Source organism: Roseimaritima multifibrata, from assembly GCF_007741495.1.
Lineage (GTDB): Bacteria > Planctomycetota > Planctomycetia > Pirellulales > Pirellulaceae > Roseimaritima > Roseimaritima multifibrata.
On the sequence record NZ_CP036262.1, the window covers coordinates 4,543,469 to 4,565,171 of the forward strand.

Here is a 21,703-nt window from a genome sequence, read left to right on the forward strand (position 1 = left end):
AATCGACCCAGCTAGAGAGGAAATCTTGGTGGATCGTTTCAGCGACAAGGCTCTCCATCTTTTTAAAGAGCGTGTGATCTGCTCGCATCTCGCAAAGGCATGTTCACGAAGGCGACGACGAAGGTCTTGCTAAATAGCCAAGCGAAACGTGGATCGGTATTACACCAGCTCAAATCTCTATTTCAGAATGCTCCGGCTGACGGGACGGTGCGAGCGATCGCTTCGCGGTCAGTCAGTTGGCCGGCCACGTAGTCGATCATCGCGTTGTCGGTTCCTGCGAATCCCAGGATTCCAGGCTTCTTGAATGCGTCGTGACGCAGGAGCGTGTTGAGGCTCATTCGCAGTGCTTGCGGTCCCATTTGTCGGGCGATCGCCTTCCAAACGAGCGGTCCCTTGGCTGCGTCGGCCAACAAGTCCCAGCGAACTTTACCGAGAGAGTCGCCGGCGATTAGCGTTTGGGCTTCGGCCGTCTCGGCTGCTCGGTAAGCGACCAGTGACTGCACCGTCGATGGTAGGTCGTCAGCCTGCGCTGGTGCCCACTTCTCGACTGGCTTGTCGGTCAACCATCCGCGGCTACTTTCAGTACATCACCGGCTTGGATATTAATCTGCATTTGATCGGAACCAGTCTATTCAGTTTTTCTGAAATTCAACGATCACGATTCGCCCCTCGAAGCTGACGGTCTCAAGTACATCCTTCATCAGGTCAAGAACAGCGCCGGTCGACCCGCCACCGGTGCCAGCACCGATCAGTGGCAACGCGATCGAATTAAATTTCTTCTCCTCAGCCATTGCCAATGCATTGCGACAGGATTCCCGGATCGATTTTTCACTTGATCGCCACCACATGCTGATGCCAGCCACATGGATGATGGCTTTGAATGGCAGATCGCCCGCGCCAGTCAGCACCGCGCCGCCAAGCGGAATTGCCCCGTGCTTTGCAAGCTCGCGAAACGGAGCGTATCCACCACGTCGCTTAATCGCTCCCGAGACGCCCTGAGGAAGCAGCAGCCACCAAGGAATGATGTTTCGATTCCAAGCGTTGACGATTACGTCGACGTCTTGATCGAGGAGGTCGCCCTTCACTATTTCGATTTTGCCCAAGAGTGAGTTACCTCGGAAAAGTGATGGCGCCGCACGCCGCAAATCGGACGTCACGAAAACTAGTGGAGGTTTGGAGAATCCGGAAGACCGGTTTTGTATCGGAGGAAACGTTGACCGCTTTTTTCCGATAGCATTCAGAGAATTCACAACCTTGAGGTCAAATAGTACAGAGAAACCAGAAACCTTTGGCCGAGATCGCCCCAGAGACGGTTTCGGGGGCGGCCGGATAGTACTTTCCCAGAGACAATCGGAGAGATCTCTGACGATCGAGCGTTGACGTAAGTCCTTGCCTCTTCTCCGGTAAAGCACGAAAAAAGCCAGCGTCAGTCGTGAAGACCAACGTCGGCTTGTTCTAGGAGACGCTGCTTTCGCGGAGCGAAAGGCGACTTTAAGTTGTGCGAACCGAACTCCGTTCAAAAGGTCTCTCCGCACAATTTATCCACAGTGGAACGCTGGCCGCCCTCCTACAAAAAGTGGTAAACGCCGGTCAAGAACAGCCCCCTCCTGAATGGCTGCACACCACGCGATACTAAGACTTCATAACCCGGAAATCGGGTTCACGGAATTGCGATATCTTGGTTTTCGCGGGCTGGGAGCCTCAACTAAGATCGATTTGTCAACCGTTTCGTCGATCACTGAAGGCGAAGATTCACGCAATGACCCAGGCGACCAGCATGGTCGAATCCCCAACGAACGCTCTCAGGCATCAAATTGTTGCAATCCTCTGATGGGTGCGGTATAAACCACCTACTTGGTTTTATGCATTCGTCGGGGCACGTCAATGTTGCGGGCAGCAAGAGAACAGTCGTCATCTGTTGACATTCCAGAAAAGCTCAATGAGGGGCTGCAGACGCTGCAGGAAGCACTCCAATACGCTCGTGATTTGGGTATTGATCCGTGGGAGTTTGCGGTTTCGATGTCCCGACTTGAGCAACTTAGATTCAACCCCAGCGACCTTCGCTGGTTGACTCTCAAAGGATTGGCCCAACATGCTCGCGAGGTGACCGTCGAAGGAGATGATGGCCGTCAGTTTCGTCCAACAGGCAATCTAACATTCTGTGAATGTACGTGCGTGGTGTTAACGGACTTTGGTGCGAGTCTAGTTGGCAGTCACCTAGCCAAACAATCGTCATTGTCAGGTGTTATCGCCGCACCGGATACAAATCTTCGATTGACAGCGAAAAACAATCCAGAGTGGAAATCTCAGTCACGGCGACTCACTTTCAACGGCTTAGAAGTTAAGCGGTTTAAATGGCCAGCTTCCAACCAAGAAGCAGTTCTTTGTGCATTTCAAGAAGAAGATTGGCCCGAACGAATTGACGATCCTCTGCGTCCGCATCCAGACCAAGATTCGAAACGACGGTTAGCCGATACGATCAAGTGCCTAAATAGAAAACAAGTAAACAACCTGATTCACTTCCGGGGAGACGGCACGGGAGAGGGCGTAATCTGGGAGCCACGGAACAACGATCGGATCGGACAAAAACTCTGACGTTCAACTTTCGTCCCAATTCATTCAGTAGCCAAACGAGAAATTGTTTCGTTCAATTTAAATTAAAAGATGTCAACAGGATCCGAGTCTGGATTGTCGCTTCGAGCGAAGCGAAGGAGGCACTTCCAACGGGTCGAAACATTTTTTTATAAGGTCACACGTAATCGATGCAGCAAGAAGGGAAATGGCAGCACCGATACCGGGGCTTATTTACGATCGACTTTCAAAGGGGATGCCCGATTCGTTGTTGAAACTCTTGATGGTCTCTCGGATAAAACGTAGGTGGCTATGACAGAGTTCGCAAGAAGCTGGGATGGGAGTAGACGCTAGGCAGTCGGTCGCCTTCGACGATCACATCGAACCGAAAGGGTTACATGACCGCTTTCGGCTCGGGACGTGAAGTTTATGAGTGACGAAAGTCTAGATTTATAGCGTCGCCCCTTCGGGCCCGCATACTGTCCGAAGAGTTCCGTTTGCGGGCTTGCCCCGGCGGGCTCACAACTGGCAGCTACCCTCTTGTGCGACCGAATTGCGGTACTCCGCGAGCCCCGAATCGCCTAGGCGATTCGGGGCTCGCGGAGAAGGATAGAGTGGGCAGAGGCATTAAGGTAGCTGCCAGTTGTTGTACCGATCGGGACAAGTCCGGCGAAAACAAACAGGAGCAACCTGATCAGAAATCGTCACTTATTCTTTCATTGTCCCATGACAATCTATCGAACCGAGGTGCCCCCCAATGCGGTTCCAAATTCAGTGATCCACATCGGGCCGCATCTGGTGGCCAGTGTCGGCGTCGAGATTGTTTTCGCTCCCACCTTGATGGCAAGGAGTGGGGGAGTGAAGGAGCTCCGTGTCTCCCACCTCCCACCTCCCACCTCCCACCTCCCAACTCCCAACTCCCAACTCCCAACTCCCAACTCCCAACTCCCAACTCCCAACTCCCAACTCCCAACTCCCAACTCCCAACTCCCAACTCCCAACTCCCAACTCCCAACTCCCAACTCCCAACTCCCAACTCCCAACTCCCAACTCCCAACTCCCAACTCCCAACTCCCAACTCCCAACTCCCAACTCGTTCCAAAGCGCCCAGTGGGAGTCGACCCCACACTTCCGCCATAGCAAGGCAGCAGCGAAACGATACTGCCCTCAGGGATTTGTAGGAGAGAACTGGATAGGGTTAACCAGAAACTATAAAGCAATCCGCCACCAGAGGCTCTTTTGGAGGATGCTAAACAATTGGACGATCAAGTTCCCGTTACAGCCCTTGTTCCGGCGTCTCGGCCTGTTTACGCCGCTCGAGCTTGTTCGCGACACGGCGGAGATTCCGATCGGCAGACGGAGGTGACTGATTCGGAAGGACTGGCAAGTCCTCGATCGCGACCCCCATCCTGGCCAACGCTAATCGCCACTGACCGGCATCGCTGGAGCTGTTCATGATTGGCGACGGGCGAATTAGAAACAGTTCTCGTATCCGTGGCACTACGGCCGATGCCTGCGGCCCCAAGCGAACGAGTGCTTCGCGAATGCCTGCGATTAATGTGCGTCGATCACTCCAATGCGGTAGCGCAATCGCGGTATCGAGCATTGCATCCAGTTTTGGTATCGCGTGCTCCGGACCAACGTCCGCCAAAGTCGCGATCAGCGGCGCCGCTTGTTGGTAAATCTCAGGCGAGTTCAAGATAGCGAGGTAGGTCGGACTTGGATTGGCAAACGTGCCCCGCGGGAAACTCGCCAATCGTTCAGCTAACAAATGGCGCAGACTTGCCGAGGTATGTTCCATGGCAATTCGATCGATAAAGGCATCCTTCATCGCGGTGGGCGTCTGGTTCTTCGGAAAGACGTTCTTGATCACCGCATCAAGGTCTCTGACGCGATCATCGGCCACGATTCTCGCGATCAGTGCATGGTTACCCGGCTTTGCGTCAAAGAAGAAAAAGCCGAGGTAGCGACGTGCCAATTCGAGCTGGGCGGTCGTTGCCATCGGGTCATCAAGTGTTTGCACGGTTTGGTCCCGCAAGACTTCCAACGCCTTTGCATCACACACCGGAACGTTGAACTTGATCGCTTCCAGCAACGCGGTTTCCGGCTTGAGCGTCCACTGGCCAGACTCGATGAGCTGACGCCCGACATAAAAGGACGCCGAGACGGGACCACCGGACATGTTGGCTTGGAATCGAAAGTAGAACATGCGAGCGGGTACTGCCTGCTTTCGATAGCTCTTGCGAAAACGCACCTCGCCACTGGAATCAAGAATCGTGAGCCGACGAAGAGTGTCCGTTGGTTGATTCAATGGGTTATCAATGCGGATGATCCAGTCGGCCGCCTCAGCTTCGATCTCTTTGACTTCCCGCAGTCGCTCTTGGCCGGCCAATCGCACCGCCCAATTCGCCTCCACCGCTTTGATCGACGTGAAAAACTTCTTGCCACGATTCGCTTGAACCAGCGGCGGATACTTGCGGACGATCTGGCCCGGCTCATTCGGAAAAATGCCAACGGCGGGATCTGCCTTGGCGGAGACCAAGGCATAGGCGGCGGAGGGCTGAGTATCCGACGGCTTGCCTCGTCCAGCGGTCACCGTGGTAACACTATCCACGCCAGGCGACTCGAGCACCGCAAGAGTCAAGTAGTCGCATTCAGGCTCGCGGCGATGATCAGGCCTTTCGATACGAACATCCCCATCAAGTTCGATAAGTTGACTGCTTAGCACATCGGGCAACTCGTCCGCACGATACGCATCCAATGCCGCCACGCGATACGACTGCATGACAGCCCATCCCAGCAGCAGGGCGACACCGAATGCCACTGCGGTTGCCTTCATGGGGGAGGAGATGGGTAACAGTCGCCGAACAACCGCAGTCACGGTCAAGTAAATGAACACCGTAGGCGCGATTGTGAGAACAAACCCCGGCACGATCAATAGGAAATACCCAAACACCACCAGTCGGGGAGCCGTAATCGCTAGCCCGGCGAGAACGCCGGTGATGATAAGTGCATACTTCATCGGCAAATTCGTTAAAAAGACAAGGTCTGGCGCGGCGTAATCGATCGAATCGCGATCGTCGAACGCTCAAAACCGTAACGAGCGGGTACCGCTCAGAAATCTAGCTTGCCGTTAGCCGGCATGACCGATTTTTCAACATCTCGATTTGCCCAACCCCGGTGATGTCGAACACGCCGCCCAAGGCTCAGAACAACCACGCAAACGTTGACCGCTTTCTTCGAACAGCACTACAGGACTTCATAAGTCCTGAAGGTCAAATAGTACAGAGACAAGAGAGACCTTTGGCCGAGATCGCCCCGGAGACGGTTTCGGCGGCGGCCGGCTAGCACTTTCCCAGAGACACATCGAGAGAACTTTCGCCGATCGAGCATTGAAGTAAGTCCCTGCCGGAACTGCAATAAAAACGAAAAAAGGCCGGCAAGAAAACCATACCGGCCTTTTGTTCTTCTGCGCGGCTTTCGCGGGGGACGTGAAAACTATAAATGACGATTTCAACCCTGCCCACCCGAGCCTGGGTGCAGTGCTTTTAGCCCAGCGGGCGGCAGATACTTGCCGTTGGCGTAAGCCAACGGAAACCTAACGTGCGTGCGTATTAAAGCCCAGCGGGCGACAGACAAGGGTAGTTCTGTCGCCCGCTGGGCTTTCCTTTTCGCGTTCCCCACTTCGGCGGCTCGCGCCGCCGGCAAGTATCTGCCACCCTCCGGGCTAAGTGTTCACTCGGCTCCATGTAGACTCGTCAACAGCTGCAAACCCTTCATTTATAGATTTCACATCCCGAGCGAAAGGAGACTTTAAGTTGAGGGAACCGAACTCCTTTCAAAAGGTCTCTCCGCACAAAGTTATCCACAACGGTTGTCTAACCGCCCTCCTATAACAAAGTGGTAAACGTCCGTAAAAACCGCCTTCTGCTGAACGCAGATGAATACCTGCACATCACGAAATGCTACGACTTTATAACCCAGAAATCGGGTTCACGGATTTGCGCTATCTTGGTTTTCGCGGCTTGGACGCCTCAACTTCGATCGATTCGTCAACGGTTTCGTCGATCACGGAAGGCGAACATTCACGCATTGGATCTAGGCGATCAGTTTGGTCCCCAACGAACACACTCAGACATCAAATTGTTGCAACCCTCTGTTGGGTGCAGTATAAACCACCCACTTGGTTTTATGCATTCGTCGGGGCACGTCAATGTTGCGGGCAGCAAGAGAACAGTCGTCATCTTTTGGCATTCCAGAAAAGCTCAATGAGGGGCTTCAGGCTCTACAGGAAGCATTCAGATACGCCCATGATGTGGGTAGTGAACCGTGGGAGTTTGCAGTTTCGATGCTTCGACTTGAGCAACTTGGATTCAACCCCAGCGATATTCGGTGGTTGACTCTTAGAGGCTTGGCCGAACATGCACGTGAGGTCACCGTCCAAGGGGATGATGGCCGGCAGTTTCGGGCAACAGGCAACCTAACATTTTGTGAACGCACATGCGTTGTTTTAACGGATTTCGTTGCGAGCCTAGTTGGCAGACAAACAATCGCTTCCTTCATGCGTTATCACCACACCGGATGCAAACGGACGACTGGCGGAGATCAGTAAACCCGAGTGGAATCCCCAGTCACGACGACTCTCGTTCAACGGCGCAGAAGTAAAGCGGTATAAATGGCCCGCTGCCAACCAAGAAGCAGTTCTTTGTGCATTTCAAGAAGAAGATTGGCCCGAACGAATTGACGATCCGCTGCATCCGCAGCCAGACCAAGATACAAAGCGACGTTTGGCAGATACGATCAAGTGCCTGAACAGAAAACAGGTGAACGAATTGATTCACTTCCGAGGTGATGGCACCGGAGAGGGCGTAACCTGGGAGTGGACAGGAGACACACACCATCGTCTTCAGGAACGCCTTGGGATTGAACCCTGATCACTTGGTGGCAGTCACTCTGCACACGGTCGTCTCTGCTGCGTCATGCCAATCTCTTGATCCGGGCACATCATTCACCTCAGGGGAACGCCTCAACCTTTTCGTCCCCATTCGCTTCCGTATCACCGTTCTTTAGCACCGAGACAATCGTCTGAGTTCTCAGAACTCTAACTCTCGCTGCTTTGACATGACCGATCAAATTGTATTCTTTGACTTGGGCGACACGCTTGGATCGCCCAAACTATCCCCACCACCAAATGTTTCCTTGGTCGGGTTCGATCTCTACGACTATTCAATACCGGTCCTGCGATCTTTAGAGAATCGGTCGAACGTAAAACTCGGGATTATCTCGAACACTGGTGATGACACCAAACGCGTGCTCGACCCCATCTTGACCGGCGTTGGCATTCTTCCGTTCTTCCAGGATGGACTGATTCTTTACAGTGGTGATGGAAATCCACGGAAAGACTCACCGATAGCCTTTGAGAACGCGGCGACGCTTGCTGGTCATGCGAAGTCAGCCGATCGTTGTGTGTTTGTTGGTGAAGACGCAAGCGAGCGCTTGCATGCGACGAACGCATTTGGCACGGCCGCTCCAGGAATGAAAGTCTGCCCACATCCTTTACTGATAGGCGAAGTACTTGACGGGCAAGACCTTCACTTTGTTTCTGTCAATATTCCAGGTACGGAGCAAGTTGCCAGTGCGTTGAAAGTCTTAAGAACTCTTCCATTCGTGCCAATGAAGGTGTTCGGCGCCAACGCGAGAATCATTGGAATAACGAGTATGCGAGTAGCTGTGCAGCTCGTTGACATGAGCTTCGGTCTTGAGTTCCTCGGCGAAGCAAACGCACCTAATTCGAGCGATCTCTTTTTGCTCAAAGATGACAAAGCCAATGCGTCTGGCTTCTTAAAATCTGAGGGCCAAGCCGCTGTATTCGCGAAGGATTCCGAGAGTTCGCGTGCGCTGGTAGGCACGGATTCCAGTGGACTACTGGTTCAAATCCCGGGAAATCAATCCGTCGAAGAATTTCATTTCGACGTTGCGGCACACGGTCACAATCTGAAATTGGTTGCTTCGCCATCAATACTAAGGGTCATTCCCTCAGTTCCTGCAGAAAGCGTCGCTACCTTTGATTCTCGCGGCATAGCCCTCAGCAATGCCGAACTCCAGGCCCTATCAAAGATTTCCAAGGAAGACATTAGGAAGCGAGTCGAACGCTATTCGGGTCTAACGGTATCACCTCCCAATCCAAAGATTCATAGTCGGCACATTCATCATGCAGATAACGCAATAGCTGTTTCGCTAATGGCTCAAGAGTTCGGATCGCTTGGGGCGGGAGAACTTAAGGTTTCGCTGCAACCGTTTACGCATGAAGGCCGTTCGCTGCACAACATTATCGCTGAACTACCAGGGAGCAAGAGCGATGCTGGTATCGTTCTCGTCACAGCCCACCTGGACTCGACTGCTGCCTCTAGCTCTCCTTTTGTGCCTTCGTCCGATATGGCTCCAGGCGCGGATGATGACGCCAGTGGAGTCGCCGCTGTCTTGGCAATCGCCGAGAACCTTATTGAACTTTCCTCGGCATCGTCGTTTGAGAGAACGATTCGCTTTGTCTTATTCAACGCTGAAGAGCACGGGCTCGTCGGAAGCCAGGCGTACGCTCGTATGCTCGCTTCTTCATCGCCGGTTGCTGACATCGCAGCGGTCTTGCAAATGGACATGATCGGATACAACGTCCGCCCGCCACGATCTTGGGAGGTTCACGCAGGGTTTAGTGTGTCTGATGCCGTCGAACAGAAATCGATCGTACTGGCGAAAATCGTTCAAGATCTCACTCCGATCGTTTCGCAAACGCTACAGAAACCTCAGCTCTATCAGACGACGGGATCGCCGCCGAGCGTTCAGTTAGATCCCGCCGAAGGACGGAGTGACCATGCTTCATTCCACAACCATGGCTATGCCGCCTGCGTGGTCTCCGAAGACTTCTTTCCCGGGCCGGACCCTAGTTCACCTTCGCCGGAAGCCAATCCGCATTACCACAAGGTCGGTGACCAGTTTGTGGACTACGAGTATGCCGCTGATATCGCGCGAGTGATCGCCGCAACAACCGTTGTTGTGGCTCGCGGAACCAACCAAGCACCTTCCCCCACACCGAATCCAGCTCCGTTTCAGTCCTACTCAAACCATATGGAAACTCCCATGCCTGTTGAAATCGATATCCGCGAGTCTGCACTGAAGCAAGCCGCAGGATTGCGCGACAACGAAAGTCCGGCGATCCAGGTCCGACTAGATAACGAAGCGATGCCAGAAGCTTTTGGCGGCTCCGCTCCTCAAGTCGCCGGCACCATCAATCCGCTCACACGCACGCCTCGCAAACTGAGTGTCTCTTCGTTTCAGGCACAATCTTCGTCAAGCGATGACAAGAAGATCGAGCAAGCGATGACGGCGATGCAAAGCCTGAGTCGTGGATTTACTGGGGGATCGTATGTGCCGCAGTACTATCCAGATACCTTCGTTCCCAAGACAGCGGCGGGAACGAGTGTTGTCAGTCTGCATCAGGTCTATCGAGGAGTTCCAGTTTTTCAGATGACTGAAACAGTCCGTTTCTCTTCATCAAGAGGATTAGAGAAGGTCGGCGACACCGTGATGTTAGATGCTGTTGAAACTTCTGTCGCACCAGAAGTGGCGGCGGACGAGGCAGTGAAAACCGCGATTGACCATTTGGCAAACTCTCTAAATGGTCAACCCGGACACAGTCATTGGGAATCGCCACACAGTCACCCAGAGTCGTCCTCCATTCAGTTTAGTCTTGATACGTCGCAGGTAGCGCCGAAAGTGATCGCAGTTTTCGCGATGCCAAGTCGTCCGACCGTACTAAGATCTCAGCCATTTGACGATCCGATTGCCGCCAACCTCGTTTGGTTCTATGCAGGTGATGAACAAAATGGAAAAAAGAAGCTCTACCTTGGTTGGTTTTTTGACATCACACTGCCAGGAGCGATCGCACAGTATCACGTCATCGTTGGAGCGTCGGAAAGTCAGTCCGGAAATATTCTTTTTGCAACGGAAGCAAGTAAGTCAGCGCAGGGGCCACAGACCGTCTCCGGCAACGTTTACGAAACTAACCCGGGCGATGACGCGAACGTCGACAGTCGTCGTACCGTACCTTTTCCGCGTCCCATCGCCGACTACCCGCTTCCGCCGCCCGTAATACCGATCCCACCGAACTTTCCAATGCCATGGATTGTTGGTGACGAGTCCGAAGGTCATGCAACCGATGGCAAGGTTGTTGTGCAAGAATTTCCCAGATCGGAGGAGCGAGTTAAGGGACAAAGAAATGAAAATCATCTGACATTTAACCCCATCAGTCGCGACGGAGAAGACCAACAAGCTCTCAATGAATTCTATTTTTGCAACTATATGCACGACTTCTTCTACGTTCTTGGCTTTCGGGAAGGTGACGGAAACTTTTCCGGGAACGACCGCGTGGAAGCTTTCTCGCATCCACGCCCGGTATTCGGAACGGCAAATATGTTGACGAGAGTTGAAGGATTGAGTCCCACCATGAACATGGGGCTAGTCGCTTCTACAGGCCGACACACTGCCTTCGATGCCGATGTTGTATTTCATGAATTCCTCCACGGCGTGTCGAATCGTTTGGTGGGAGGTGGCAACAATGTAAATGCTCTGAACATGCCCCAATCCGGCATGCAAGGAGAGGGTTGGGGCGACTACTTTGCATTGACCATACAGAATTTTGGCCAGGCAACCGAACGCACTACTACCGGCGATTGGGTTACCAATAGTAGCGGTCAAGGGATTCGTCGGTTCCCGTACACCGACGGGTATCCAGAGGATTTTGGGAACATACGTCCTGGTGGGACGACACAGGTCCACGCCGGAGGCGAGATTTGGTGTGCCACTTTGATGCACATGACTCGATTGATGGGCCGCGAGCTGAACGATCAAAATCGCGCCTATTATATTGCTTGGCAAATCGTCGTTGACGCCTTCAAGCTTTCGCCAACCAACCCCAGTTTTTTGGACAGTCGCGATGCCATCTTCGATGCTCTTGACGACTTGAACAATGCCGGTGCTGTGACGTCACCAGAAAGAAACGCATGCCGCCGTGCCATCTGGACTGCTTTTGCCGGCTTTGGGATGGGCCCCGGCGCATCTTCGCTTGGAGCGTCCATTCACGGCGTAATCACAGACTTCCAAGTTCCCAGTGAACCGGCGATTGGTCTCAACGGAAACGTTATCAATCGACCGCGTGATACGAGCCTTCAAGCCAATCCTGGTGCCGACGCTTGGAACGCGGCCAAAGCCGCTAACCCGTCAGTCGGTCATCAACAACTACTTCAGAAACTGTCTGCTCTGCCGAGAGATCAGTCCAATGCCATCGTTACCATCATCGATGCCTATCTGAATTCGCAGAACCAAAAAGGAGGCGCGTGATGACGAAGTCGAGGGACTCGCAAAGCCAAGGTTTTCGCGAAGCTAAACAGGCGGTCCGAAATTTGCCTTCTTCGGCGTTCTTGACGGATCTGGATTCCGCTGGTTCCCGGGCCGTCGAGGCTTGGTTCCTAGGCCCAAAGGGAGAAAACGCTGACGAGTTGGAGAAGCTTGTCGTGCAAGCGGTTCGAGACCAAGCATTCTGGCGTCGCAACTTTCATCCCAACGATCCGACTCATATTTCCGAGGAGATCAAGCGGACCGATGACTATGTCGAAGCGCAAGGGGCGCTGCGGGAAGGATTTGAAGAGCTACTGGCTTTTCTGAAAAAGTCCGTTCCGTTTTTTAGCATGCGATACCAAGGGCACATGAATTGGGACACGACGATCCCAGGTATTCTTGGCTACTTTGCAGCGATGCTATACAACCCCAACAACGTGGCATTTGAGGGTTCCACCGCAACGACCATCCTGGAGCTTCTCGTTGGAGATGATCTGTGCCAAATGCTTGGCTACAGAATTCCGTCGGAGGACGAAAGTACGACGGGAGCGATCCGGCCTTGGGGACACATTACCTGCGATGGCACGGTCGCCAATATCGAAGCGATATGGTCGGCACGGAATCTCAAATTCTATCCGATTGCTCTTCAGAAAGCTCTGCAGCAGGATGTTCGCCTTGGTGCAGCACGCGGACTAAGAGTCCGCTTGCCAACTGGCGGCGAAGAGAATCTTGTTTCGCTCTCGTTATGGCAGTTGTTGAATCTTCATGCTGATGAGGTTCTTGCAATTCCAACTAAGCTGGAACTCGATTTTGGAATTGATGGTGACGTTGTTGCGGACGCTGTCGCCAAGTTCTCGCTGCAAAGCCTTGGAATGTACGAATATGGGAGGCTCTTCAGCGAGAAAATTGCTGCACCAGTATTCTTTGTGCCTGGTACCAAACACTATTCCTTTCCAAAGGCTGCCGCATTGTTGGGAATGGGTGCGGACAACGTACTCGGTGGATTGCGTGATGTCGCAGTTGACCTTGATGCACGGTTAGACGTCAATCAACTTCGTAAACAATTGCAAGGATGTCTTGAAGCAAAAACTCCTGTTGTTGCTGTCGTTGCCGTTGTTGGAACTACCGAAGAAAGCAGCATTGACCCAATCGACGACATAATTGCACTACGAGACGAGTTTGCAGCCAAAGGGCTCGTTTTTCATGTGCATGCAGACGCCGCCTGGGGAGGTTACCACCGAACGGTAATCAACGAGTCGTTTGATCTCCCGTCACCAGCATTTGCCGCCGGGCCCCCGCTTTCGGCTCCGCTAAGTAACCACTCCGCGAAACATCTGGCCGCGCTAGGCAGGACTGATTCGATAACGGTTGACCCACACAAGTCGGGATACATTCCCTACCCTGCCGGCGCGTTGTGTTACCGCAATTCGGCTATGCGAGACTTGGTAACGTTTAGTGCGCCAGTTGTATTTCATGGTGACGCCGAACCGACGGTAGGAATCTATGGCGTGGAAGGTTCCAAACCAGGAGCCGCTGCGGCCTCTGTCTATCTTAGCCATCGGGTCATTCGCCCTACACGCCATGGCTACGGCAAAATTATTGGACAGGCTCTCTTTAGCTGTCGGAAACTCTATGCTCGGCTACTGACGATGGCTAAGGAAGACGATCGGTTCGTCGTTGTACCGATCCCGCGCCTGCCATCAGAACGCGCGAACCTCACGGATGCACAAATCCAAGTCGAGATAGAAAAGATTCGGCGTCTGGTAGATCAGATGCCGGCCGCGTCAATAGTTAATCTCGATACGGATCAAGTGCTGAACCCTGAAGCAATGGCACTACTGCAAGAGATCGGGCCAGACCAAAATATTCTCGCCTACGCTTTCAACTTTAAAAACGCCGATGGCACACTGAATACTAGCTTGCCGCTGGCCAACGCGCTGAACAAAGAAATTTACGGCCGTCTGAGCATTGATCCAGGGCAAGATATCTACGGCTATGACTTGATTGTCAGCACGACGGATCTGGAACGCGAAACGTACGGAGATGCATTCATCGAAGACTACAAGCGTAGGCTAGGAGTGGGGCAATCGGCAGGCGACATCGTGACTGTGCTGCGATCAGTGGTGATGGATCCTTGGGTGACGGAGACTTCCAAAGGATCATTCATCGACGTTCTGGAAGCTGAGTTTCGCAAAGCAGTCAATGGAGCGTTGGAGACCGTTCAACCTATGCAATCGCGAGGATATTGACATGAACGGAAGACGTTTCGCATTGTATTTCTCCTGGAGTCGGCCAGCCGAGATCGATTCAGAGATTGGCGTTCTGGAGAATCGCTATCCAACACTGTTTGAATTCCGAAGAGCAATCTGGCCTGTGGCCGACGCTCTTCGTGATCCAGCAATCTTCAATCAAGACATATCCGGATTTCTAGATCACGTCGTCTTGTTCGACTTTGAGAGGTTCCGGAAGGTTATCTTGGATGTGACTGGCCACGAGGTTCCTGTGTTTCAACGTGAGGCAAGCCGATGTGCTACCCAAGTATTGGATGACGAGCTGCTGCAAGATGTCGACACACTTATCGTCATCAGCCTGGATCATATGAGGACCAACCAAGCAGCGACCGTGGGGGAAATCGAAGCGATCAAGTCATTTCTTGCAAGAGAGGATCGTTGTGTAATCGTCTGTCCTCACCACGCGATCGGTGAAACGCAGCAAATTAGAGAAGTTGAATTCAATCATCATGGAGACCGCTTAGTTCCACCTGAACAAAGAATCGGTGGATTTGCCAGAACACTTCTCAAAGGCCTCGGGTTCTCTGTTGCCAACCAGTTTGGTCTTTCGCCTGGCAAGACATCCAACGGTGAACCGGATCGGTTGAGGGTGTATCGCGACTTGGACACGTTAAACCTGCTTCATGGAGTGGAAACATTCAATTTGCACCCCCACCTTCCGCACTTTGCAACGTCTGATTGTGACGACCATCGTGTCAGCGTGCTGGCGAAACAACCCATCGATGCCAATGCCACCCCACATCCCTTTGTACAAGCTGGGAATCGACTGTTCGATGCTTTCTTGCAATTACATTCACCGGATATTGGAGGCAGCCTGTTCGTTTGCGATGCCACGCTTTGGAGTTCCGCATTCGGTGGGCTAACGAGCCTTGAACGATTATGGAAAAACCTTGCCTCAATGCGTTGACGGAAATGGTGGCGTCTCCCTAGTTGTTGAAACTAAACTTTCTACGGAATTGGAATACGAAATGACGAGCAAGATTTTTTCGTTTGAATCCGACGCGGCGGGAGTTGCGAGCTTGGTCGACGCAAACGCCGCAATGCAAACCCGTGATGGTTACGATTCGCAGGGATTCGCTCGTACAACGCATCGCTCGTTCAAGATTGCTCCACCGTCGATTCGCCAGATTAGTCCGATACCTGGATTGCAAAGTGTTCCAGATGACTATGTTCCACAAGAGCATGCCGCATCATTTGACGGCGGCTCGTTTTCGGATCCGAACATTTTGGTCTCGACTGAGTTTCCCGACCCGCGGACTCTGTTTGCTCAGTCAACCCGTATCCATGCGTCTACTTCGCGAGTCGCCGATGTCACACGGACTCCGTTTAGCGCCGTCGGAAAGCCTACCTTCAAAGTCCCAGGAGGCGGCTTTGCCCAGGGTAGTGCGTGGGCTTGCGGCAGACAGACTATCGCTACAGTCGCACACAAACTGTATGGAGGCGGTTTATCATCAGAAGTTGAGTTCTTTCCGGGCCTGGACGTTTACCGCGATGCTACACCGACAGACTACCGCGTAACGTCAGTTCAATTCCATCCCGACTACCGATCCAATGCGACGAATGCTGACCTCCCCATTTGCCGATTGGCAACGCCACTTCCGGGTACGCTCACACCGCTTCCACTTGCTGTTACGGATCACTTTGCGCTCGATGCAAACCAGTTCATAACGGTTGCTTATCCGGAACACGCTGCCTTCGACTTTGCACAAACTCAGTGGGAGTGCAAAGGCAAGTTTTTGTTCTCCGAACGCGCCGACTCTACCTGCCAACATTGCCCAGTGAAAGCCAGTACTCGTGGACCAGGTTGCAGCGATGGGCCCTGGTTATGTAGGGCGTCGGCTAGCTGGCTCGCGGTGGGGGTCTGTAGCGGACCATCCAGCGAGTTTTACAACCCAGGGAAAAGACTCGTTGCTTCAACCAAGTCCCCCATTTTTGACGCCCAAACCTTAGACGCACTCGATCGAAGCACACATCGGTTCGCGTTGAGCTAACGGCTGTTTCAATCCGAATCGAACAAGTCCATCGACAATGACCTTTCAAACAACATGGATTCTCTCACTTCTAGCGTACCTGCTTGCTTGCGCATTGGCCGGGCTGGCGATTCCACAGCGAGACAACATGGTTGCCAAGAGTAGTTGGACTAGTCTGTTGCTCGATAATCGAGGGAGATGCAGCCTGAATCGTTTGCAGGTGATTGCGTGGACTGGACTTATACTCGCTACCTTTCTTGCGATCGCAATCAATGTTGGATTGGCACAGGCATCCAACATTGATAATGAGTTATTGGTCCTCATTGGGATCAGCGGTACTTCGGCCACTTTGGCTGGAGCGATCAAGGACAACAAAAACACTCTAGGTGCAGACCAAATTGCAGGGATTCAGGGATTTCACGAATCATTTGGCGTTCGACCTGACGCTACTAAGGTTGTTGCGCCTCGCTTTTTGCAAATGATTCTGGAAGAGGAAGGAGCCGGCGCGGACAAGATAGTCAACGTCGCTAAATTTCAGAATCTGATCCTGCTGGTGACGTTTTGCGTTGTGTATGTGGTGATAGTGCTGCAGCCCGCTCAGGAACCCAAGTACCCAAATTTTGGACAGCAAGTCGCATGGCTGTCGGGAATTAGCTACGGATCCTATCTCGGTCAAAAAGCTACGCCAAAGTCCACCAAACCATAGCTGGATCGTTTTTGTACGTTCCTGTTTTTCAACGCAAACCGAATGAGTCGAAAATGAATCGATACGCCCTGTTACTCAGTTTTGCACTCTTTGGTTTTGCCGTGCATGCCCAGGACGGGGCACCGCAATCGCATTCAGAACCACGAATGGATTTGCGGAAATTTGCGGAATACAATTTGTTCGTTGATGGAAACGGCGACGGAGTTGTCGATGACACCGAGGATAAAAGATCGCCCGAAGCGAAACGGCGTCTCGCGTCACTTCGCAAGGGCGTGCGAGTGATGAAGTCGAGAAAACCGTCTGATCCCAAGAGTTGGTTTTTTCAATCGGCTATCCACGGCGTGACGGATCAAGCGATCATCGAAGCCGCTGAACGGGATCCGGACATCGCTAATGTCCAGCGGGAAATGTTTTGGAATCGGTGTCCGCACAACGGCGAGCCGTCGGCCGATTTCTTGGTTTGGCATCGCGCTTACCTCTACTACTTCGAGCGAATCCTGCGCGAAGCAGCTGACGATCCGACGCTCAGTGTCCCGTACTGGAATTACACCGGCGAAGACTTGTCTTTTCCACTCGCGTTTGCAAGACGCGAAGCCGCTCAAGGCGACATTATCCCACGCAATCCACTCTGGGCTTCGGACCGTGAAGCCGCATTTGTTGTTGGTCGCACAGGTCTGACCGCCAAAGTAACGACGGAAGCATTCGACAACTTGATGGCGGAGACACAGTTGTTTGGTCCAAGCGAGGACACTGGGTTTGCTGGCGGCGTCTATGACGACACGCCGGGGACGATGGGTATGATCGAACGACGACCGCACAACGACATTCACGTCGCCATCGGAGGCGTAATCGGCGACGACTTCAATGGGCTAATGGCCGAAGTGCGGACGGCAGCCTTTGATCCAATCTTTTGGGTTCATCATTCAAATATTGATCGGATATTTGCGATCTGGGACGCGACACCTGGAAAAACGTGGGGCTACTTCCCAGACGCATCATGGTTTGCTGAACGTCCTTGGTATTTCCACGATACCGATGGCAGTATCAAGAACGAGCAAAGGATGTTCTATCTGAACGGGAAGAACTTGAATGTTGCCTACGACGATGTCGATGTCTCTGCGTCTACCTTGACCGAGGCACCTCCGTTTGATTTGAAGCAAACGAATGTGATGCTAGCCACGCTTCCCAAGAATTTTCAGCTGAACGAAGCGACCGGCAACCCCACCTCATCACTAGAACCTCTGTGCGATTGCTGTCGCGAGAAAGGTGTTGAGGCCACGCTGTCCGCTGATACTGCGACTGAGTTCGAGCTAAACATCGTTGGTTCGGCTTCAGAGTCGCAAAAACTGATGGGGTTGGCTGCGACCGTGGAACGACCAAAGCGGGGGCCGCAAACGATGTTAGAAATCACGTTTATTCCACCAAAGTACGCTCCCAATGTTGGATACGAAGTCTTTTTGAAAATAGGGCAATCCAAAGAAATCTCCGTCGGGAGTCTTTCGTTGTTTGGGGTGAAGCATCACGCCGAACATAGCGAACAAGACTCCAATACCGTGACGCAGCGAATGAACATCACCAAAGCCATCAACGATGTCACCGACGATGGTGGTCTGAAAGTCGTGATCAAACCGTACTCGCTGTTTTCGGAAAGCGGTGATCCGGCGGCTCGTCGCGGCGGTGATATTGGCGTGACAAACATAGCCATCAAAGTTGAGTAGTTCGCTGGACTGCCGTCAGATAGTCGCTTGCCATTTCCACTTCATTCCCATCTCCATCCGTAGAACAAAGCAGGAACATTCTAGAGTCTGACAATTCGTATGTTTCTCACTTGATGTTACTCGCGATCGAACCCGGATGAAGTGTGTTCAAGTTCGTCCCACGCCAATTGGGCTGGATCCCGGATCTGCCCGACACTCGCGATCTAACGATCGCCCAATCGACGGTCTCGGCGTTGTTGAACCGGCTTCCGCGTAAACACACAGGACCGTCTGACGAAATTGATCTTCGTTTTGGTGATGAAGGCGAGGCGTTTCTTAGTGGCAAACAATGCTGTTGCGGCGCCAATTTTTCGTCCGCACAGGCCGTCATGCGGTTAGCGGAGTATTTCGAGCGCCGCTCGCGTGGACTTTCACCGAACGGATCCGTCTCGTATCTGTACAAGACTGCGCGAAACTTGGCAAGGATGTCTGGCGATGGAGGAGTCGGACTGCGAACCACGTTGAGAGCCGTCAAGAAATTTGGCATTGTTGACGAGTCGTATTGGCGAGATAACATCGCGCAAGATGATCGTGAACCGCCAGCCTTTGTGTACGGCGTTGCCAGCTTCTTGCCAGAGTTCGACTATGTCCGCGTCGTGCCCGACGTGCAGCGTCCACCCAGCCTGGACCGATGGGAAATCCTCTGTGATTTCCTGGCAGCAGGATTTCCGGTGATCTTCGGATTCTCTATTCCTGATTCGATCACGGAATTTCCCGACATTCTACTCCGACCTCAATTCGATGGATTCATGGGAGGAGTATCGGCTATCGCCGTTGGTTACAACTCGCATCGCTATGGCCGGAATCAGGCGGGTCTACTGATCGGAACGCCATGGGGAAACCAATGGGGAGACGATGGGTTCGGTTGGCTTCCCAAGGCTTTCGTTGACGAAGGACTGGCGAGAGACTTCTGGACCATTGTGTACCGCGATGAATTGGACAAAACCGAGTTCTTTTGTCCCGCCGCGGTCACATAAAACGCGCGAATTCAATCCGAAGTGAATCCGCTTCTCTTCCGTAGGCGTTCGTTGAAAGCCGAATGAGACTCTTCGTTGGGCACGATGCCATCGTGACTTCAAATCTCACAGCAGCGGTGATTCTGAGTTTTCGCTCTCAACACTCCATCCGGCGGACATACAATGGCAAAAAGCACAGACGTTAATCGGTCGCAGATCGAATCACTTCTAGATGATAGCGAGATGATGGAGGAGATTCGCAATGCGTTTCCCGCTAGCGAGATTCCGTCGACTAAACCGGAACTGTCAGATCTTCGCGAGACATTCGGAACTCGCAACAAGCAAGTTCGCGAAGCCGCCGTTCAAGAAGCAATCGTGCTTGCATTTGGACGCCCATCATTGCTGGTGCAGAACAACAAGTATGCAACTCCGGAATCCACAACTTGGAAGTCGCGTCTTCGGAATGTTGGCCGCTACTTCAATGAAGTGATTCCACGGGTTGGACGTGTCGAACTGTTCCATCACCAGGACTATGAATGGGTGGGGACCGCCTGGGTGATCGACGACGACACCTTGGTCACCAACCGACACGTGGCAAATATCTTCGCTCAGAAAACCATTGGTGGCCTAATCGCGTTTCGCAAGAATCCAGCGGGAATCTCCATCACAGCAGCGGTTGACTTTCGCGAAGAGCATGAGGTTGTCCTTGACGAAACAGTCGAGATCGATCACGTCGCCTACATCTCTGATGACAATACGTCGTCACCCGATGTTGCTTTCATGAAAGTCAAACGTGGTAGCCGAATGCCAGATCCGATCCCTTTGGCATCCGATTCCGCAAAGAAGGGTGACATGGTCAGCGTGATCGGATATCCAGCGTGGGACGGGCGGCGCAACGGTGTCCCAGAAATGAACCGTATCTTCAACGATATCTTCAACGTCAAACGTTTAGCTCCTGGCTACATCACCAATGATCTTGGGAGTCGCCTGACGCATGACTGTAGCACTTTGGGTGGTAATTCCGGGTCGCCGGTTGTCAATACATCGGGCGAGGCAGTTGGGTTGCACTTTGCCGGTCGCTTTCTAACAGCGAATCATGGCGTCGATGTGAATGTCGTCAAACGCTTGCTGCGTTCGATGGGAGCAACTTCAGTGCGACCAGGTAGTTTCGATGCAGACGAGATGGAAGAAGCACGCACCATCGATTTCTACAAGAATCGCAAGGGATACGAAGAGGACTTCTTCGGCCCGCATCGCGATCTATTTGTCCCGTTGCCAAAGCTAACCGCAGCGCAGCAGGTCGAAGCCGCCAAGATCGAAGGGAAAACGAGAGAAAGTTCCTACGTTTTGGATTACATGCACTTCTCGTCTGTTATCAACGGCGAGCGCAAGATTTCATTCTTTACTGCTGTCAACATTGACGGCAGTTCACTGGTGCGACCACGACGCAGGCGAACAAACTGGCAAATCGATCCGCGAATCGATCGAGACCAGCAGGCGGGCAATGAACTGTACCGACACAATCGTTTAGATCGGGGGCACTTGGTTCGGCGGCTCGATCCCGTCTGGGGTTCGGACGATGATGCCGAGCAAGCCGAAAATGACACGTTTCATTACACGAACGCGGCTCCGCAACACGCGCTGCTCAATCAACGGGATTGGCTGAACTTGGAAGACTACCTTCTCGATGCACTGGGCGAACACAAGATGAAGTGCTCAGTCTTCACAGGCCCAGTCTTCGCGGATTCGGATCGCGAATATCGTGGTGTAAAAATCCCTGAAGCCTTTTGGAAAATTGTTGCTCTGCTGCAGGACGATGACACGATATCCGTCACGGCATATTTGCTTGGGCAGGCAGCATTCTTGAGTGATATCGAGTTTGCGTTCGGTGATTTCAAGACCTTCCGAACTTCCGTAGCCAAGGTTCGCGAGCTGACGGGATTGGAATTCGACTCTCTGGAGAAGCTAGACCCACGTAGCGAAAATGAATCAACAGAAGTACTTGAAGTCATGCACCATCCCGCAGCCGCGTTGGGGATCTAGTGCTGACTAAACGCCGAGT

General features: G+C 52.8%; 13 protein-coding genes. 10 read left to right on the top strand and 3 right to left on the bottom strand.

What is annotated here, in order from left to right:
- Positions 1 to 182: 182 nt before the first annotated feature.
- On the bottom strand, positions 183 to 563 hold the full coding sequence (locus FF011L_RS16455; protein WP_246109460.1) for a hypothetical protein: 381 nt from the start codon (positions 561 to 563) through the stop codon (positions 183 to 185).
- A 69-nt stretch (positions 564 to 632) separates the two neighbouring features.
- Positions 633 to 1,085 (bottom strand): macro domain-containing protein, encoded by a 453-nt coding sequence (locus FF011L_RS16460; RefSeq protein WP_246109461.1) that lies wholly within the window; start codon positions 1,083 to 1,085, stop codon positions 633 to 635.
- A 526-nt stretch (positions 1,086 to 1,611) separates the two neighbouring features.
- Between FF011L_RS16460 and FF011L_RS16465 the strand changes: the two genes are divergently transcribed.
- Entirely contained in the window at positions 1,612 to 1,845 is a 234-nt protein-coding gene (locus FF011L_RS16465; protein WP_145352704.1) for a hypothetical protein, read from the top strand.
- Positions 1,846 to 3,442: 1,597 nt separating this feature from the next.
- The gene (locus FF011L_RS27260; protein WP_391560877.1) at positions 3,443 to 3,937 is read left to right on the top strand and encodes a hypothetical protein; all 495 of its coding nucleotides are present in this window, start codon (positions 3,443 to 3,445) and stop codon (positions 3,935 to 3,937) included.
- On the opposite strand, the gene FF011L_RS16475 is transcribed toward FF011L_RS27260, so the two are convergent.
- On the bottom strand, positions 3,848 to 5,593 hold the full coding sequence (locus FF011L_RS16475; RefSeq protein ID WP_145352705.1) for a hypothetical protein: 1,746 nt from the start codon (positions 5,591 to 5,593) through the stop codon (positions 3,848 to 3,850). The two genes, FF011L_RS27260 and FF011L_RS16475, sit on opposite strands and share 90 nt — an antisense overlap.
- Before the next feature lie 1,513 nt (positions 5,594 to 7,106).
- Here FF011L_RS16475 and FF011L_RS16480 point away from each other — a divergent pair.
- From FF011L_RS16480 to FF011L_RS16515, 8 genes are all read left to right on the top strand, one after another.
- Complete coding sequence (locus FF011L_RS16480; RefSeq protein WP_145352706.1) at positions 7,107 to 7,505, top strand: hypothetical protein; 399 nt, start codon at positions 7,107 to 7,109, stop codon at positions 7,503 to 7,505.
- A 187-nt stretch (positions 7,506 to 7,692) separates the two neighbouring features.
- On the top strand, positions 7,693 to 11,964 hold the full coding sequence (locus tag FF011L_RS16485) for a M36 family metallopeptidase (protein ID WP_145352707.1): 4,272 nt from the start codon (positions 7,693 to 7,695) through the stop codon (positions 11,962 to 11,964).
- A complete protein-coding gene (locus FF011L_RS16490) occupies positions 11,964 to 14,210 on the top strand; it encodes a pyridoxal phosphate-dependent decarboxylase family protein (protein ID WP_145352708.1) in 2,247 nt (748 codons plus the stop codon). Before FF011L_RS16485 ends, FF011L_RS16490 begins: the two co-directional genes overlap by 1 nt.
- Before the next feature lie 292 nt (positions 14,211 to 14,502).
- On the top strand, positions 14,503 to 15,159 hold the full coding sequence (locus tag FF011L_RS16495) for a hypothetical protein (RefSeq protein WP_218932684.1): 657 nt from the start codon (positions 14,503 to 14,505) through the stop codon (positions 15,157 to 15,159).
- A 1,121-nt stretch (positions 15,160 to 16,280) separates the two neighbouring features.
- Complete coding sequence (locus FF011L_RS16500) at positions 16,281 to 16,928, top strand: hypothetical protein (RefSeq protein WP_145352710.1); 648 nt, start codon at positions 16,281 to 16,283, stop codon at positions 16,926 to 16,928.
- Between the two features lie 53 nt (positions 16,929 to 16,981).
- Positions 16,982 to 18,646 (top strand): tyrosinase family protein, encoded by a 1,665-nt coding sequence (locus FF011L_RS16505; protein ID WP_145352711.1) that lies wholly within the window; start codon positions 16,982 to 16,984, stop codon positions 18,644 to 18,646.
- 143 nt (positions 18,647 to 18,789) lie between these two features.
- The gene (locus FF011L_RS16510) at positions 18,790 to 19,662 is read left to right on the top strand and encodes a C1 family peptidase (RefSeq protein WP_145352712.1); all 873 of its coding nucleotides are present in this window, start codon (positions 18,790 to 18,792) and stop codon (positions 19,660 to 19,662) included.
- 162 nt (positions 19,663 to 19,824) lie between these two features.
- On the top strand, positions 19,825 to 21,684 hold the full coding sequence (locus FF011L_RS16515) for a DNA/RNA non-specific endonuclease (RefSeq protein ID WP_145352713.1): 1,860 nt from the start codon (positions 19,825 to 19,827) through the stop codon (positions 21,682 to 21,684).
- The last annotated feature ends 19 nt before the right edge of the window (positions 21,685 to 21,703 follow it).